At 46.3% G+C, this 16,380-nt stretch carries 12 protein-coding genes; 4 read left to right on the top strand and 8 right to left on the bottom strand.

Annotated elements, in window-relative coordinates; translation table 11 throughout:
• Position 1 precedes the first annotated feature (1 nt).
• Both M3080_RS02780 and ahpC read left to right on the top strand, forming a co-directional pair.
• Complete coding sequence (locus tag M3080_RS02780; protein WP_249091797.1) at positions 2–493, top strand: DUF456 domain-containing protein; 492 nt, start codon at positions 2–4, stop codon at positions 491–493.
• 131 nt (positions 494–624) lie between these two features.
• Positions 625–1,188 carry an alkyl hydroperoxide reductase subunit C gene (ahpC, locus tag M3080_RS02775; RefSeq protein WP_249091796.1) on the top strand — a complete coding sequence of 188 codons (564 nt, stop codon included), beginning with the start codon at positions 625–627 and terminating at the stop codon, positions 1,186–1,188.
• Between the two features lie 52 nt (positions 1,189–1,240).
• Here ahpC and recD read toward each other — a convergent pair whose 3' ends face one another.
• The 6 genes from recD to M3080_RS02745 all read right to left on the bottom strand — a co-directional run bounded on the left by recD (position 1,241) and on the right by M3080_RS02745 (position 12,775).
• Positions 1,241–3,070 (bottom strand): exodeoxyribonuclease V subunit alpha, encoded by a 1,830-nt coding sequence (gene recD / locus M3080_RS02770; RefSeq protein WP_249091795.1) that lies wholly within the window; start codon positions 3,068–3,070, stop codon positions 1,241–1,243.
• A 14-nt stretch (positions 3,071–3,084) separates the two neighbouring features.
• Entirely contained in the window at positions 3,085–3,537 is a 453-nt protein-coding gene (locus M3080_RS02765) for a phosphatase domain-containing protein (protein ID WP_249091794.1), read from the bottom strand.
• Position 3,538: 1 nt separating this feature from the next.
• Positions 3,539–7,012, bottom strand: coding sequence for a UvrD-helicase domain-containing protein (locus M3080_RS02760; RefSeq protein WP_249091793.1), 3,474 nt, complete (start codon positions 7,010–7,012; stop codon positions 3,539–3,541).
• Positions 7,009–10,482, bottom strand: coding sequence for an exodeoxyribonuclease V subunit gamma (locus tag M3080_RS02755; RefSeq protein WP_249091792.1), 3,474 nt, complete (start codon positions 10,480–10,482; stop codon positions 7,009–7,011). The genes M3080_RS02760 and M3080_RS02755 overlap by 4 nt, the downstream gene beginning before the upstream one ends.
• A 17-nt stretch (positions 10,483–10,499) precedes the next feature.
• Positions 10,500–11,486 carry a helix-turn-helix transcriptional regulator gene (locus M3080_RS02750; protein WP_249091791.1) on the bottom strand — a complete coding sequence of 329 codons (987 nt, stop codon included), beginning with the start codon at positions 11,484–11,486 and terminating at the stop codon, positions 10,500–10,502.
• 116 nt (positions 11,487–11,602) lie between these two features.
• Positions 11,603–12,775 carry an MFS transporter gene (locus M3080_RS02745; protein ID WP_249091790.1) on the bottom strand — a complete coding sequence of 391 codons (1,173 nt, stop codon included), beginning with the start codon at positions 12,773–12,775 and terminating at the stop codon, positions 11,603–11,605.
• A 205-nt stretch (positions 12,776–12,980) separates the two neighbouring features.
• Between M3080_RS02745 and M3080_RS02740 the strand changes: the two genes are divergently transcribed.
• A complete protein-coding gene (locus tag M3080_RS02740) occupies positions 12,981–13,763 on the top strand; it encodes a ZIP family metal transporter (protein ID WP_249091789.1) in 783 nt (260 codons plus the stop codon).
• A gap of 52 nt (positions 13,764–13,815) precedes the next feature.
• Here M3080_RS02740 and M3080_RS02735 read toward each other — a convergent pair whose 3' ends face one another.
• Together M3080_RS02735 and M3080_RS02730 are read right to left on the bottom strand one after the other, a co-directional pair.
• Entirely contained in the window at positions 13,816–15,420 is a 1,605-nt protein-coding gene (locus tag M3080_RS02735; protein WP_249091788.1) for a PhoH family protein, read from the bottom strand.
• Between the two features lie 10 nt (positions 15,421–15,430).
• Positions 15,431–15,895: a peroxiredoxin gene (locus M3080_RS02730; RefSeq protein WP_249091787.1), complete on the bottom strand. Its 465-nt coding sequence runs from the start codon at positions 15,893–15,895 to the stop codon at positions 15,431–15,433.
• Between the two features lie 87 nt (positions 15,896–15,982).
• Here M3080_RS02730 and M3080_RS02725 point away from each other — a divergent pair.
• On the top strand, positions 15,983–16,380 hold a 398-nt coding region (locus tag M3080_RS02725), incomplete at its 3' end, for a CrcB family protein (protein WP_249091786.1).

Here is a 16,380-nt window from a genome sequence, read left to right as displayed (position 1 = left end):
TATGGATGCATTGATAACCTACGGTTTGTACGCCGTATCGTTTGTGTTAATTCTTGTTGGGTTGGCCGGAACCATTATTCCTGCTTTGCCCGGTATTCCGATGATCTTTGCGGGCGGCTGGCTCATTGCCTACCTTGAAGATTATCAATTCTTCGGTTGGGGAACGCTCATTGCTTTGGGCGTGCTGACGGTTATCTCGCTTATCATCGATTGGGTGAGCCAGACCATGGGAGCGCAGAAAGCGGGGGCGACAAAATTGGGTTTGACCGGTGCCTTTGTCGGCACAATCGTCGGAATCCCCTTTGGTTTGGTCGGTATTTTCCTTTTCCCCGTTATTGGGGCTTTTGTGGGTGAAATGATCGGTCACCGCGATATGCGAAAAGCAGGCAAAGTCAGTTTGGCCACTTGGATCGGTATGATTGCCGGCATCGCGGCAAAACTTGCCATTGCCTTTATCATGATCGGCATTATGTGCGTGATGCGGTTTGTTTAGCTTTGTCATGGGTCACTGGAAACATCCGTGGCCCAATTCCAATCATTTCCATAGTTTCTGACATTTCTTTACGTTTAAAAATTTTATTCTCTGTATCATTATTGATAATCATTATCAATTAGGAGAATAAAATGTCTCTTTTAAATACCAAGGTATTGCCCTTTAAAACAGAAGCGTTTGTAAATGGACGCTTTGTTACTGTAACGGAAGAAAGCCTTAAAGGACACTGGTCTGTCATTTTTTTCTATCCGGCAGACTTTACTTTTGTGTGTCCTACGGAGTTAGAAGATTTAGCCGAACACTATGAGGAATTTACTAAGCTTGGGGTCGAAATCTACGCAATCAGTTGTGATACACATTTCACTCATATGGCTTGGCATGAATCATCGCCGGCGGTCGGTAAAGTGAAGTTCCCGATGTTAGGCGATAGCACCAAGGCGATTGCTCGTAATTTCGATGTTTTGATCGAAGCCGATGGTATGGCTGAGCGAGGAACATTTGTAATTAATCCTGAAGGCGAGATCGTTATTATGGAACATCACGACGGTGGTATCGGTCGTGATGCAAAGGAACTTCTTCGCAAAGTTCAAGCGGCTCAGTACGTTGCCGAGAATCCGGGGGAGGTTTGCCCTGCTAAGTGGGAGCCGGGTAAGAAAACGCTAAAACCTTCAATTGAATTGGTTGGAAAAATCTAATCGTATTTTAATATTAAGACGATAGGGCTCCATTGACGGAGCCCATTTTTTATCATCGACCTAGAAGGCGATCTGCCAAGCCACTAGAGCGTTCTGTCTTATGTAAAACAGAGGCTTCAATACTCTTAAACGTTCCGAAGACCGCCGCTTCTTTTTGAGCACGGGTAACGCCCGTATAGAAAAGTTCCCGGCAGCACAAGGGATTATCATCTGCAACAGGCAAAAGCACGGCAACGTGTTCAAACTGTGAGCCTTGCGATTGGTGAATCGTCATGGCAAAAGCTGTATCGTGTTCGGGCAAGAGGCCGACAGGAATGCGTTTATGACGGTCACCGATATAAAGATCATATCGGGTAGAGTCGTCCGCTTGAGGGATCACGATTCCCACATCACCGTTGTAGACATCAAGAACCGGTGTGTTTTTTCGGATGATGACCAGGCGTCCAGGATAAAAAAGGGAATCTTCTTCAGCGCCTACATGTTCCCGAACAATGCTTTCCATTAACCGATTAATGGCATTGACGCCATTCGCCCCCTCGCGCTGCGAAGCTAAGATTCGAAATTTCTCCGCTTCATCCCACAGTTTTTTAAGAAGTTTTTCATCGGCTATCAGATTTTCCAAATCCTTCAGGTAGTCGTTTAGCGCTTGCAAATAGCTTTTGATATGTGGGCGAATCCAGTTAATAAGAGACGGATCAACAAAACCTGTTCGGTAAAGGCGGATGCTTACCTTATCTTTGCCGTCTTCGGCTTTTTTAAATTGATTGATAAAGTCTTCACCATTAAAGCTAGAGTTGGCTGATTTGATGGCTTGAGCCAAACGGCCGACATTGGAGTCGCTTGTGAAACGGTGGCTGATGGTCAGTTCTGCCATATTATTGGCAAGCGCTCCATCTTCTGCGGTCAGATCAGCTAAGACAGAACCCGGCCCCACGGCAGACAACTGAAATTTATCGCCCAAAAGAATCAGACGGGTTCTTTTCGGATCAATCACTTTTAATAGTCTTTGGGCTAATCGCAAATCAATCATGGAGGCTTCATCCACGATCATAACGTCAATATCCAAAGGATCCTTTTCACTGGGCATTACGCCTTTAACATTTCGTGTCAAAAGCCACTTATGAATAGTTTGGGCGGCAAGTGTTTTTTCTTGAATTCGTTTCAATACACGACTGAAGAATGATGGGAAACGTTGGCATGATCCCATAAGAGACTGCATGATGCGGCTTGTGGCTTTACCCGTGGGAGCTGCCAGAGCCACTTTAAGCGAAGCGTCTTGAGCTAGAAGGCATTCCAAAAGTTTGGCAACAACCGTTGTTTTGCCTGTACCGGGTCCGCCCGTAATAATGAAAAAGTGTTTTTTCAAGGCCTCTGCAACAGCCCCCTGTTGTTCTGCGCGTGAGGGATCGTCATCGGAGGATTCGTTATAGCGCAGGGTATCCAAGTGCTTGAGTGTTTGGGTTGCCGCAGTCGCTAAACTGAAAGAATCTTGTTGTGTAAAAGCCAAAATTTTGGTGGCGACATCACGTTCTTGTTCAAAGTGACGCTGCATGTACAGACGGTTAACTCGTTCGCCGATGTCGAGAACAAAAGGAATCTCCTCGTCAATATTTTCCCGGTCTGACTGTGGTTTTTGCGCGAGCAGACGTTTTTCAGTTAAAAGTTGAATTTCTTCGCCTCCAAGGAAGGCTTCGGTCTTTTCCCATTGTATGCACACACTTCCTTTTTCATCAGCTATGGCCAAAGCGTCCATTAGTTTGAAAAGGCATTCGGGCGCGTTTTCGTTTGTGCCGAGAGCCCTTTGGCGTGTTCGCCAAAGTGAAAGGCCAATCGCCCGATAGGCGAGCTGCATGGGGCTGAGTTCTGTTTGATTGTCTGCCATGGTCGCTTACCTGTCTAAGAGAAGTGATTGCCGGCGATATCGAGACACGTGATGGCATTGTCTCTCCACATTTGAACCACGATATCACGATCATCGATGGCAAAGATAACGTCCGCAAAAGGTTCAATCAGTTCCCGGTACATTTTAAGCTTATAGTCCGGGTCGCTCAGTTCCGGATAATGGCTCAGGATCAACTGATCATAATGAATATTGTTCTTGGTGAGCCATTCTTCGGTTTGTGGTTTAAAGCGGGCAGGGCGGGCCGATAAAAGAATAACCTTGATTCCTTTTTCTTCTGCCATGTCGATTAGCGCTTTACAGGCAGGCACAACTTTGTCAAAAACACACGCCGAGTGAAACTCTTCCCGGCGCTTCGGTCGTTCACGCATAAAGTGAACCCTATGTTCGCAATCGCAAAGGGTGCCGTCCAGATCAAAAACAATGGCTTGTGGTTTACGTCGAATCATATTAAATCGTTCCTTCCAATTGAGCGGTTTGAGCGTACGCGTTCACTGAACCTTCGTGATAACCATTTTCAAAAAAATCGTCCAAACAGGCGATCAATGCCTTGGGCGGACGGGCAGTGAAAACACCGAAAGGTTTGGGATCGTCTTTGCGTATTCCACGGATGAAGGCATAAATGACGCCGCCCATTTTTTTATCGGTGTTTTCAATGCCGCAAAAACGCAGGTGACGCCTGAGAGCGACCAGATAAATCAGGTACTGAAGGCTGTAATGATGTTTTTGAATTTCTTCGAGCATTCTTTCATGGGAAAAGCCTTCCGCCGTATCGGCTAACTTTGTGCCCTTCCAATCCAAAACAAAGAACCGGCCGTCGAATTCAAAGGCAAGGTCAATGGCGCCTGTGAGGTAGCCGCGCAACTCTCTGTCATTGTCGATTTCAATGTGATACAGGGGATCAAAATGCTTTAAAAGTTTGCTCAAATTTTTGGCGCTCACCGGACGATGGCCTTCGGCCGGATTGCCGATCGCAATCGTGAAATTCATTTCGGCGGTTTTTTGTTTAGCGCTTAAATCACACAACCTCAAATCCGTTTGAGTTCCAAATACAGTTTTATCAACTATCTTTGAGCAAAGCACGTCCTTTAAAAGTTTGTTTAAAACCGGCAGATATCCTTCAATGCCATAGGGCTGTAAATGGTATTGGAAAGGAATCATGAGACGCGTAAGGTTTCGATTAAGCGTTGCCTCGGATTCCGCAGAGCCGTCAGCGGCCTTTTTCACAATATCAAACCCGATTCGCTCAAAAAGAGCATGCAAAAAGGTACCGCTTTCAAGTCCCCGTTCAAAATCCATAATGGTCAGTTTCTGAGGATCTTTCTGCTGCTCACTTTTTTCAAAAGATTCACGATTCATCAATTCACTTTCATCGCTATCTTCTTTTTCTTCAATAAGGGTCAAACGTTCCGTTGTTTCTGCTGCTCCTCGTGCAATGGCTGTATAGCTCGTCGGAAACCATGACGTCGGAATCACTCGGCCGCACGCGGCACTGAGTTCTTCATCGGTTTCATTATTGTCTTGACGTGTTGCGCTTTGTTTGTGCCATGAAAGGCATTGCGTATCATCGGCTATTTTCTGCACGGCCAGTCCTTCGGGCGCGTCTTTGAGCCAATGAGTCAGACAGGTTTCAAAATCGCTTTGGCTGGCTTTTTCTTTACCTGTTAATGTCTTGGCATAGGCATTGCTGGTAATTTTGAAAGCCTTGCCGCTTTTATAGTACGTAAGAGGCAACACCAGGCGTTGTGAAGCTCGAGTCATGGCCACATAAGCCAAGCGCAAGTTTTCCAAATCCTCCTCATGGTAGAGCGTTTCGTCAATGTTCGGATAGACCGGATAAAAACTGAAAGTAAATGAAATCCGACCGTTATGAATGCTCTTAAAGACACGAGTTTTATGGTGACCGGCGGCCCCCAATTCCAAAGCATTGGCAAAGGGTAAAAAGATGACTGGATACTCGAGCCCTTTACTCTTATGAATGGTCATGACATTGACTAAGTCCGCATCGCTGTCAAGCCTTAATTGATACTTTTCATCATCGGGTGGATTTTGAATTTGCTGGCTCAGCCATCGGGCCAAACCGGAAATGCCTTTTAAAGATAAAGAAGTCTCCTGCAGCACTTCCATGAGATGCTGATAATTGGCGAGCTGTCGTTCTCCGTCTTGAAGCGGCAAGAGTCTTTTTTGTGTGCCGCACTCACGCATAATTTTAGCTATGGCGGCGGAAACCCCACGCTTATTCCATATCGTGAGGGCTTCTTCAATAAGCTCTCGGGCCTTAAGCGCAGCCTTATCGTCTAATTCCGACTGTCCCTCGCGGTCGAAGGCTTCCGGGATGATCGCGTTGATGCTCTCGCCCATCAGTCTTGTGCTTCTGGCTAAGCGCAACGCTTTAATATCCCGGGGTGACTCAAGCGCTTCGATGATAAGGAGCATCTCTCGCGCTTCTTCGGTTGAAAAAATGCTGTTTTCATCTTGAAAAAGAACACGAATGCCTTTTTTAGCCAAGGCAGCCCGAAAATCCGGCACGTATTTTTTCACGCGAAATAAAACAGCGATGTCGCTAGGTTTGAGCCTTTCATTTTTAGACTTATAAACGTTGCCGGATAGTAAAGCGGCAATCTCATTGGCAATGAGGTTGATTTGCTGATTGCGGTCACCGGTAGGATTTAAAGCCGCTTTCTCTTTAGTCCAAATTTCAAAGGTGGGTAGCGCTTCAAACGAATCGCCTTTTTTGAGTAAAAGGGGACCTTTATTGGATCCGGCTGATATCGCACTGTAACCCATGCCGGCATCTAAAAATGGGGTGGCCGACTCGGTAAAGAAACGATTGATTCCTTCGATGAGGCTCGGACAGGAGCGATAGTTTTTCTTTAGCTCATAAATTTCACCGATATCGGCCTGTGCGGCCAGATAGGTATTGATGTCGGCATTTCTGAATCGATAGATCGACTGTTTGGGATCGCCGACAAAAAAGACCGATTTGGCGCAGCTATCCTCGTCGAGGAAAAGACGCTTGAAAATGGTGTACTGAATAGGATCGGTGTCTTGGAATTCGTCAATGAGAATTCCGTCATAGCGGCTTTGAACACGCTCGACAAAAGCTCGGTTGTCGAGTTCCTCGTACATGTCTAAGAGCAAGTCATCAAAGGAGCGGATGCCGTTTTCACGTTTTTTACGCTTCAATGTCTCGGGTGCGATCTCGATAAATTGTGTCAGCAATGAGCGAAGGCTCTTTTCCAAATTAATTTGATTGTCCGTTTTTTTCCATTCTTTCTTAGCGTGCTGCCCGGTTTTCGGATCAATGAAAAGAAGGTCATCAAAGAGTTTAACGGTTGCATTTTTGGGCGCTGAATTTAGCGCAATAAGAATCCTGTCCCAAGGCTCCGTATCAAGAAGCAGTTTCTTAAACTCATCGTCATCCGAGACCGTTAAAGCCTCTCGTAAAAACTCTTCAATGACTTCCCGTCGAAGGTCGCTATCGTCTCCGATTTCAAAGTCAAAGCCTTCAGAACTTGAGAACTTGTGTTCTTCAAGCATCTTTTGGCAAAAACTATGGATCGTGCAGATCGAAGCATCATCAAGCCGATCGATAGCATCTTGAAAAACACTGGGATCAATCTTTGCCTGCCGCCACTTTTTGATCAAGGCAATGAGTGTCGGATCGTATCGTGTGTCATCATCACGACAATCTTCATAGGCTTGTTGCGCACGAATTAAAATCTCGCGCACGCGCATCTTCAATTCAGCCGTGGCGGCTTTGGTGAAAGTTACCAGCAACAGTCTTTCAATCGGAATCCGTTCTTCAACAATCAGGCGCAAGACAATATGAATTAGTGAGTATGTCTTACCTGTGCCGGCACTGGCTTCAATGAGTTTTCGGCCACAAAGAGGCGAATCGATGACATTAAATTCGTTTCTCATTGTTGGGAGCCTCCGAGCATTAATTTTTCAAAGTTTTCGGTGAGCAATTGCATGGCTTTCGTTCGCTTGCCATTGTCCTCTTCCGGGAAAACAGCATCCGGTTTTATGGCTTGGAGTGCATTGTCTAAAAACGCCGTGCTGTACTCTTTGATTGTTTCATAGTCGCGACCGCGCCACATGGCCGCTTCAACCGAATTGTCATACTTTGAGGTGATGACACAGGCCTTTTGGATAGTCTTCACCATCAGCTCAATTAAGCTAAACAGGAAATTGCGGGCGATGGGTCCTTCAATGGCTTTGAAAATACTCAAAACCGGTTTTTCGTTCATATTTAAAAGCAGTAAATTGACCGGAACACCCATTGCACAGAGGATGGCCGCTTTGGCTTGAGCGGTGACGACGCCGCTCTTGGAATAGGCTATTTCAAGCAAATACGGTGCATCGTTTTCAACACTGCTTTGCCAAGCCGTGGGATCTTTTTCCCTTTGCTCATCATCGACGTGAAAATAAATTGTTTGGATATTCTCAGCCAAAAGGGTTTCAAAGGGGGGAAGATCTTTGAGAGGCAAAGAAATCGTTTGCGTGTCGCTTTTACCCAAAGAGAAAATTTCATCTCTTACCGCATGGGTTTCTTTGGCTTTTTCAACTTCCTCTTCGTACTGTAGGATCCGTGTTTCTTGAGTCCCTTTAGTCGGATCCAACGCTATTTTGTTCAGAATCACTTCACTGGAATGACCGTTAGCGAGCGCTTCCATGAGTTCTCGTCTCAGTAACGACAATTCAAGCCCGTCTTTACTTCCGAAAAGGGGAACGCTATCTTGAAGTCCGTTTTCGTATTGTCGGAAATCCAATCGCTTTTGAAGCCACACAGCAGGATCTTTGTAAAAAGCCAGAACATCTTCCAAATAGAGCGTGGAAGAAAAGAGTTTGTCGTCAAGGGGACCGGTCAGCATCTGAGGTTCTAAACCCTGATAATTGGTTTCTCGGGCTTTTTTCAGTGCATCGAGTGTCTCAGCCATGAAGCTTTTCCAGTAACGCGTTGTGCTCAATCGGAAATTGTCTGCAGCGGTGTCTGTAAGCGTAATTTCAGCCGTAATCGCATCAGCCATGCGCTTTTTGGCTTCAAGCTTTGTTTCGTTATCTTCGATGGCAGCATTTTGGGTAAGAAAATCGAGCAAATCGACTATGACGGGCGAAGCGTTAAGGGGCGCTTTCTTATCGCTTCCGATGCAATAGGAGCATACAAAGCGATCGCGAGCGGCAAGGAAAAGATCGAGAAAGACATTTCGATTATCTGATCGGCTGTCACGATCATTTTGTCGTTTAAGTGCATCGGTGCCCATCAGGTCAAATTCTTCAAAACGCTGATTGCCCGGGAAACCGGATTCTTCGCCTAATCCTAAGACAATGATGACTTTGTAGGGCAGCCCTCTGAAGGTATTCATCGGTGCGAGGGTCAATCGGCCGATCGCGGGATTTTTGTCTGAGGGTTCGCTGATTCTGTCTTCAAGGGCCCGCCAGTAAACATAAAGGGGCATGGTAATCGGCTCAGGAACGGTAGTCAGTGCCAGTTCCTGCACTCTCAGATCATTTCTGACACTCATGAGCGCCATCTTGTCGGCGCTGTTGCCGAAAAAGCTTTCCAAGAGGTTATGAGCCCACAACGATAAATCAGCAGGCAGTGCCTCATCGCCTAAAGCTTTCATGCTATCGAAAGCTTCTTTAAGTTTATGGGCGAGTCGGCACAGTTTTAAAAAGAGTGACTGATTATCCGTTAAACCGGCAAACGGGTCGCTGCCGTGCTGCACAGGCAAGATGTCATCCGTGCAGGTTAAAGAGCCTTCTTTAAAAACATAGCCCCAACTTAAGCGTTCAATGGCGCGCTCCAGCGTTCCTTCAATGGCTTCGTTTAAAGAGGCCTGAGAAAAATCCGGATGAGTCGCTTTTAAATGCTCTGCATTAATTCCGCTTCTAAAACCGGCCGTAAAAAGCCAATCGTGCAACACATTAAGATCATCGAGATTTAAATCCAGAGCCTGAGCGACAGCAGGAAGTTCCAGCCATGCATTGAGTGCGGGCAGGGTAATGCCATTCATGAGCAATTTACCCAGGTCAACAAGGGATCGTGCGCTCATATCAGCATCGGTTGCTGTTTGACCGAAGATTTGATAATCCATTCGGTATTGCGGCGGCAACGCTTGCATGCAGGCTTCAAAAACAGGGGCCGTTTTATCGATTTCGGGTGTTGTGATCAGTACATCTTCGGGTTTGAGCGCTAAAGAGCGATCAGCGAAGAAGGCCTGAATCATATTGATGGCGTTTTGGACTTCACGGGTTAACGTTGGCGCCTTAATAATTCTGACGGATGGATCTGAAGGCGACAATTTTTCAGGCAGCCACTGCGCTGAGTTTTGTAAAAGGGCTTTTTGAGCTGAGTGAAGCAGCAGTTCAGAGTCCTGTACGAGATCCAATCGTTCTGTCTGGGCTTGCGTCCAAATATTGAGTTTTTGCAGCGGGGCGGTCGTTAGATCAGGAAGTTTTTCAGGCTCATGGTCGGCATTTTCTTGTCCGTCAGGCGTAAATGTCCAGAAGCGGTTGATCATCGCACGTGTGGAGGCGGCGTTTTTTCGTAAAAAATTCAAAGCATCGCTTTTTTCAGAATCAAGATCCGAATAAGAATCAAACCAGTACTCCACACAGGGATTCATGAGATAAACATAAACCTTGTGACCATGTTCGGACAGCAACTTAATGATTGGAAGCATTAAGGGAGAAATGCCGCTTGGTTCGAAAAAGTGCAGTGTCTCCGGTTCATTGGCAAATTTAATTTCGAGAGACTCGGGGTTTGCATAAAGTCTCAATGTCTCACGGCCGTTCCAGACGGCGGTTTGTGAAAGCTTCTCCCAAATTGCTTTTTGCCAAATAAAGTCAGGATGCGCTTCGAGGGCTTTTTTCTCGCGAGAGAGTTGTCCGTCGTCAATTTCTCTATAGATCGTTTGGGGCTTAACGCCAGAAAATCCCATCCAGTCAGCAACCCAGTCAAATCGGTAATTGACGTATTTATCAAAAACCGAGGCTATTTTGCGGGCAAGCTCATAGCGAGCCAGTGCTTTTTCCTTATCCGTCACGCGGTGACTGAAGAAGGTTCTAAGCCGCTCATGGTGGTCGATGAATTTGTCATCGAGCACAGACCAGATAACCCAGAGAAAATCCTGTGCTTCTTCAGGCTCTCCGACACCGATGCCGGCATAGTTATGAAACCACGATTGTGTTGTCCAAAAATCCACTCCGGAGCAAATTCCGTTAACCTGCGCAAGGTGCTGCCGAAGTCGATTATTAATGGCACTGGTGGCGGAAATAACACGGACGCGCTCAAAAGGATCGGCTGATTGTTTTTTATCTTCGGTAATTTCAGCCGTTAAGTAGGCTTCTAAAATCTCGTAAGCGTTGCTGTAGATGGTTTTTAACATCGTTGGCTCTTTTGTATTCAGTCAATCGGCTTTTTTTCAATTCGGACAATACCGGCTATATCTTTCCAAGTATTAACCCAACCGCTTAACAATAGGCTGTCTTCAATTTCAACATTAAGCTCATAGTGTCCGTTATTGAGCTTCTTTATCGTTTGAGTACGATTGAAAGGAGCCTCAGTCAGATTGAGCGCCGTGGCTTCATTGGTAAACTCAATCGTTAACAAAATAGTACGGGTGTTTTCGTTGGAGTAATTGAAGTGGTGTTCTTTGACATACGTCTTAATATCAAAATTTCTCTCTTTTTGTGCCAACTCATTTAAAAGCGTTGCGTCACTTATCCGATGCAGAGCCAAATGACGAATGTCCGTGTAGCCGTCAAAGCGGCAGACGAGGTATAAACGGATATCCTGCTGAACAAGTCCCATGGGTGAAACGGTCTTTGTCTTTTCGTGCCCTTCGGCATTGTGGTAGACAATTTTCAGTTTTTTATTTTCAAAAAGGGCATTGGAGACCGCCTCAAAAATTCTCGGTTTTATATTGGGCGGAATTTGAGGAAGGCTATTGGAGACCACCGCAATTTTGTTTAGCCATTCATTTTCATGGGTAATGCGTCCCTGAATGTCGTCAAGTGTTTGTCTAGCCGCATCAAAAAACGGTTGCATTGCTTTATTCAATTTCCCAGGCAACTGGTATCTCAAATTGGCTTCGATTAATCGAAGCATGAGCGCTTCTTGGGCTGAGAGATTGGTAAAGGGGAAGGGTGATGTATCCGTTCCCATACGGTAGCTGAAAGGCTTGGAGTTGTCATTTCTCTCAAGCGGAAGGCTTCCGCTTTCATAAAGCTGCTTTAAGTAACGCTGAAGCGTGAGAGTTTGAATATTGATTCCGGAGGCCAGAAGACTATTTTGAATTTCTTGCGTGGAAATGAAACGATGACGAGGAATACGTTTGATCACTTCCAAGTAAAGCAGAGCTTGGTTGATTGCGTTCATTTGTCTTGCCATTTGAGTTTCTCTCCACGAAATGATCGCATTCATTCTATCAATTTAAGATGGAAGTAATATTTTCAAAAAGGTACGGACTACCAAATTTTGATTAAACGGCGGAAACTTTGGGCAAACTACCTCACGTGTACTTTTTCGGCTGATTTTGCCGCATGGATTTTCCAAGTTGCAAACAAAAGCAAAAAGCCGATACCGGCTAGAACACCGCCCGGTACGCAAGACCAGTTTTCCTGATAACCTGCCTCAATTGGAAGACCTCCCAACCACGCGCCGACGGCGTTGCCGAAATTAAACGCGACTTGTCCCATGGCGGCGGCTAAAAGTTGTCCTTCTTTAGCATTTTGGAGAATGAGAACTTGCTCCGGTCCCGAAATAAAGAAAACGCAGCCTGCGGCGATGACGGTCAGGGCGATGGCAATCCACGTTAACTGTGCACTGAAAAATAAAAGGATAAGCGAGCAACAGAGAACCGCTTGACCGAGACAGGCCAAGGCGGCATTACCGATACGTCTTGATAGTTTGGCGGCCAAAAGGTTTCCGCAAACCATACCAAAGCCAGCCAATGTAATCACAGCACTCATCAATGAAGCCGGTATGGAGGCTAAATTTTCCATGATGGGATTGACATAGCTGTAATAGGCAAAAAATCCCCCATTGCCAAAACCGATGGCGCCCAACACGAGCCACGGAGTCAAATGAGTTAGAAACCTAAACTGAGCAGAAAAGCCGTAATCAGGCAGCGCCGGTAATGCAGGAATCCAAAGTTTTATCCCAATGAAGACCAGTGCTGCGACCGCTGCAACAATCATGAAAGCAAGCCGCCAGGTCACCGCCCATGAAAGGAAGCTTCCCAGTGGCACACCGATTAGATTAGCGACAGTCATGCCGGCAACCATTAAACAAACATCTTTAGAGGCTTCGCCTTTTTTGGCCAATTGTGTGGCCACAATGGCTCCTACGCCAAAATAAGCTCCGTGAGGCAGTCCTGCAATTAGACGTGCACCGAGCATGCTCCAATAGTCAAAGGCAAAGACTGTTAATGCGTTGCCAAAAAATATGAATCCGACAATCAGCAAAAGCAACGTTTTAAGCCCAAGATTTCTAGCAAAAATAACCATTAAAAGTGCGCCGATGCAAACGCCGCTCGCATAAGCCGAGACAAAATGACCGGCTTGCGGAATACTGACATTGAGGTCTGCCGCTACACCGGAGAGGATGGACATCATGCAAAATTCGGCAATGCCTAAAGCCAATGTTCCTAGACTTAAAGCGATCAGATGTTTTTTCACAGGTCTTCCTTTCTTTGTTGAGTTTGCCAGGATACTCTGATCGGATTGTGCTGTAGGGCTTTTTTCTAATTAATTTTGTCTATCTGAATGATTGTTTCTCATAGAATTGAGTCCCATGGACTTTAAATCCCCCTTTAGGTTTGCAACAATTTCACCATTAAAACTGTTGTAAGTGCTTGAGATGGAAACAGCTAATCTGATAACAATGATAGGGTGGGCCGCAAGCGGTACCGGCTTTACCTTTATGATGACCGCGCTGGGAGCCGCCAGTGTTTTCTTTTTCAGAAAAACAATTTCTGAAAATGTACATCGTATGGCTTTAGGGCTTGCAGCCGGTATTATGATCGCCGCTTCTGTCTGGAGTCTTTTGATTCCGGCGATGGAAGCGGCCGAGGAAGCGGGAGGCGCAGGCTGGTTGCCGGCTTGCGGAGGCTTCATTTTAGGGGTCGCTTTTTTACTTTTGCTCGATGAGCTGCTTCCGCACTTGCACCCCGGCTCCAAAAATCCCGAAGGTCCGAAGTCCCATCTATCTCGAGCTTCTTTGTTATTTTTTGCCGTTACGCTTCACAACATCCCCGAAGGTATGAGCGTCGGTTTACTTTTTGTCGTAGCCGGTCAAACAGGTGATCCTCTGGCGCTTTCTGCGGCTTTTGCTTTAGCGCTGGGTATGGGTATTCAAAATATTCCTGAAGGCGCGGCAGTCTCATTGCCCTTACGTCAAGAAGGCTATAGCGCAAAGAAAGCATTTGCTTTTGGAGCCCTTTCTGGACTGGCAGAACCCGTATTCGGCATTTTGGTTGTGCTCTGCGCTTCTTGGATTGCACCTTTTATGCCTTGGCTTTTAGCTTTCAGTGCCGGCGCCATGATGTATGTGGTGGTCGAAGAGCTGATTCCCGAAGCCCATTTAGGCGAACACTCTAATATCGGAACATTGAGTGTGATGGCGGGTTTTGTCTTAATGATGGCGCTTGACTGCGCTTTAGGTTAATTGAAAAAAAGCACCTGAGTAAAGTCTCAGGTGCCGAAATATCCCTTAGTTCTTAAAGAGATTCACTTGCGAAATCAGCCAAACGACTTCTTTCTCCGCGCTGTAAGGTGATGTGGCCGGAATGCTCCCACCCTTTGAAGCGATCGACCACGTAAGTCAAACCTGAAGAGCCCTCGGTGAGGTAGGGGGTGTCGATCTGAGCGATGTTGCCCAGACAAACAATCTTGGAACCTGGACCCGCACGGGTGATGAGCGTTTTCATTTGTTTGGGTGAAAGGTTCTGGGCTTCATCGATAATCACGAACTTATTTAAAAATGTCCGACCTCGCATGAAACTCATACTCTTAACTTTGATGCGGCTGCGGATAAGGTCATTGGCAGCGTGCCGACTCCAGTCGCTTCCTGAGTCAATGTTATTGAGCACTTCCAAGTTATCTTCAAGCGCTCCCATCCATGGCAGCATCTTTTCTTCTTCCGTTCCGGGCAGAAAACCGATTTCTTCACCTACACTAACGGTTGCTCGCGTGAAAATAATTTCAGAAAAGCGTCGCATATCCAACGTTTGTGTCAAAGCCGCGGCAAGTGTAATCAAAGTCTTACCGGTGCCTGCCTGACCCAATAGAGTGACAAAATCAATATCCGGATTCATCAATAGGTCAAGCGCAAAACATTGTTCACGGTTTCTGGCGGTGATCCCCCAAACCGAGTGTTTGCTTTGCATGTAGTCGCGCACAACGCAAAGGGTGGCGGTTTTGCCCTCAATCTTTTTGACCTGAGCGAGGAAAGAATCATCGGGTAAATAGACAAAAAGGTTTGTAAACCAATCTTTAACCAATGGACCGGTAATTTTGTACCAAGTACGTCCGTCTTCTTTCCAACTTTGCATCTTTTTGCCGTGAGTTTCCCAGAAATCTTCAGGAAGCTGCATACGGCCCGAGTAAAGCATATCGGTATCGTCAAGCGTTTTATCCGAGAAATAGTCCTCGGCAGCAAGACCCATGGCCGTTGCCTTGATGCGCATATTGATGTCTTTGGAAACCAACACAACGGAGCGTTCTTTTTCCTTATTTTGCAGAGCTTGAACGACTCCCAGAATTTGGTTGTCAGCCTTGCCTTGAGGCAGTCCTTGAGGAAGCTGTGCTTCGAGTGTTTGCGTTTGGAAAAATAGTTTGCCCTGAGCCTCGGTGTTTCCCAAGGCGCTTAACTCAATGCCTTCGGTGATATTGCCGTCGCTGTGGCCTAAAAGTTGGTCAAGATAACGGGAGACCTGTCGGGCGTTGCGCGCGACATCGCTCATCCCTTTTTTATGACCGTCGAGCTCTTCAAGCGTAATCATCGGCAAAAATACATCATGTTCCTCAAACTGAAAAAGCGAGATCGGATCATGCATGAGTACGTTTGTATCAAGCACAAAAAGCTTTTTGCCGTGTGTCTTTGCTCGATAGCCTTTTTGTTTTTTCGGTGAGTTCTCTTTTTTCTCGAGTAAGTCAGCCGCTTTGGGTGATTTGACACGCTTGACGGCTTTGTTTGTTTCAGAAACGACAGGTTTTTCTTTGACTGCTGTTTTGAAACTTTTTGGGTTGGATGCAGGCTTAACCGTCATTTCACCTTCTTTCAAAATTGAACCCATCGCTTTGGGCAGGGGAGGCAGCGGCATGCTTTTCTCCTTATTGCAACGATTTCAAATGTTCAAGAACAGCCTGAGCGTGCCCGGCCACTTTCACTTTTCGCCATTCGGCGCAAACGACACCTTGAGGATCAATGAGGAAAGTGCTGCGCTCAATGCCCATGTACTCACGACCGTATAGCTTTTTCAGTTTAATGACGTCAAAAGCCTTGCAAAGCGTTTCTTCGCTATCGCTAATTAACGCAAAGGGGAAACCCTGCTTGTTGCAGAAGTTGGTGTGACTTTTGATTGAATCTCGGGAAACACCGATCACTTCACAGCCGGCCTCTTTAAATTGCGTGTAAAGCGCGGCGAAGTCGCGGCCTTCCATCGTGCAGCCGCTGGTATTGTCTTTGGGATAAAAATAAAGGACCGTGTAGCGGCCTTTGAACATTTCGGAAGTGATTTCTCCAGTGGTAGCCTGGGCAGAGAATGGAGCAATCGGCTGATTTAAAGTAACGCTCATCGCAAATCCTTTTAATGTAAACGCTTAAAGCTTAACAAAGCTTTTGCTTCTTGGCGTACAATCATCGCAATTTTTTGTGAATTAGCTATGACAAAAGACGGTCCTCTTTGGTTAGTGGTTGTTAGTGTTGCTACCGGTGCCACCTTAGGTGCGATGATCCGGTGGTGGCTTACCTATGCCTTTAACGGCACCTCTTGGTTCCTATCTTCTCCCCTGGGAACGCTTTTGTCTAATCTTTGCGCGGCCTACCTGATGGGGATGGCTCTGGCCTGGCTTTCGACCCGGCCGGAAATCAGTCCAGCCGTCAGACTTTTTATCATCACCGGTTTTCTCGGTGCCTTTTCCACACTGACGGCGGTTTTGGGAGAAAACCTGCACTTTATGCTGACCGGTCAGTGGTTGGCTTCTCTTGAACACTTCTTGATGCATATCGGCGGTTCTTTTATTGCTTTGATTCTCGGTGTGCTAACCATTCGCGGGCATCT

The sequence above is a fragment of the Parasutterella secunda genome (assembly GCF_023336895.1).
Taxonomy (GTDB): Bacteria; Pseudomonadota; Gammaproteobacteria; order Burkholderiales; family Burkholderiaceae_F; genus Aphodousia; species Aphodousia faecalis.
The sequence above is the reverse complement of the archived record's forward strand: the minus strand, read 5'-3'. Positions and strand labels throughout refer to the sequence as shown.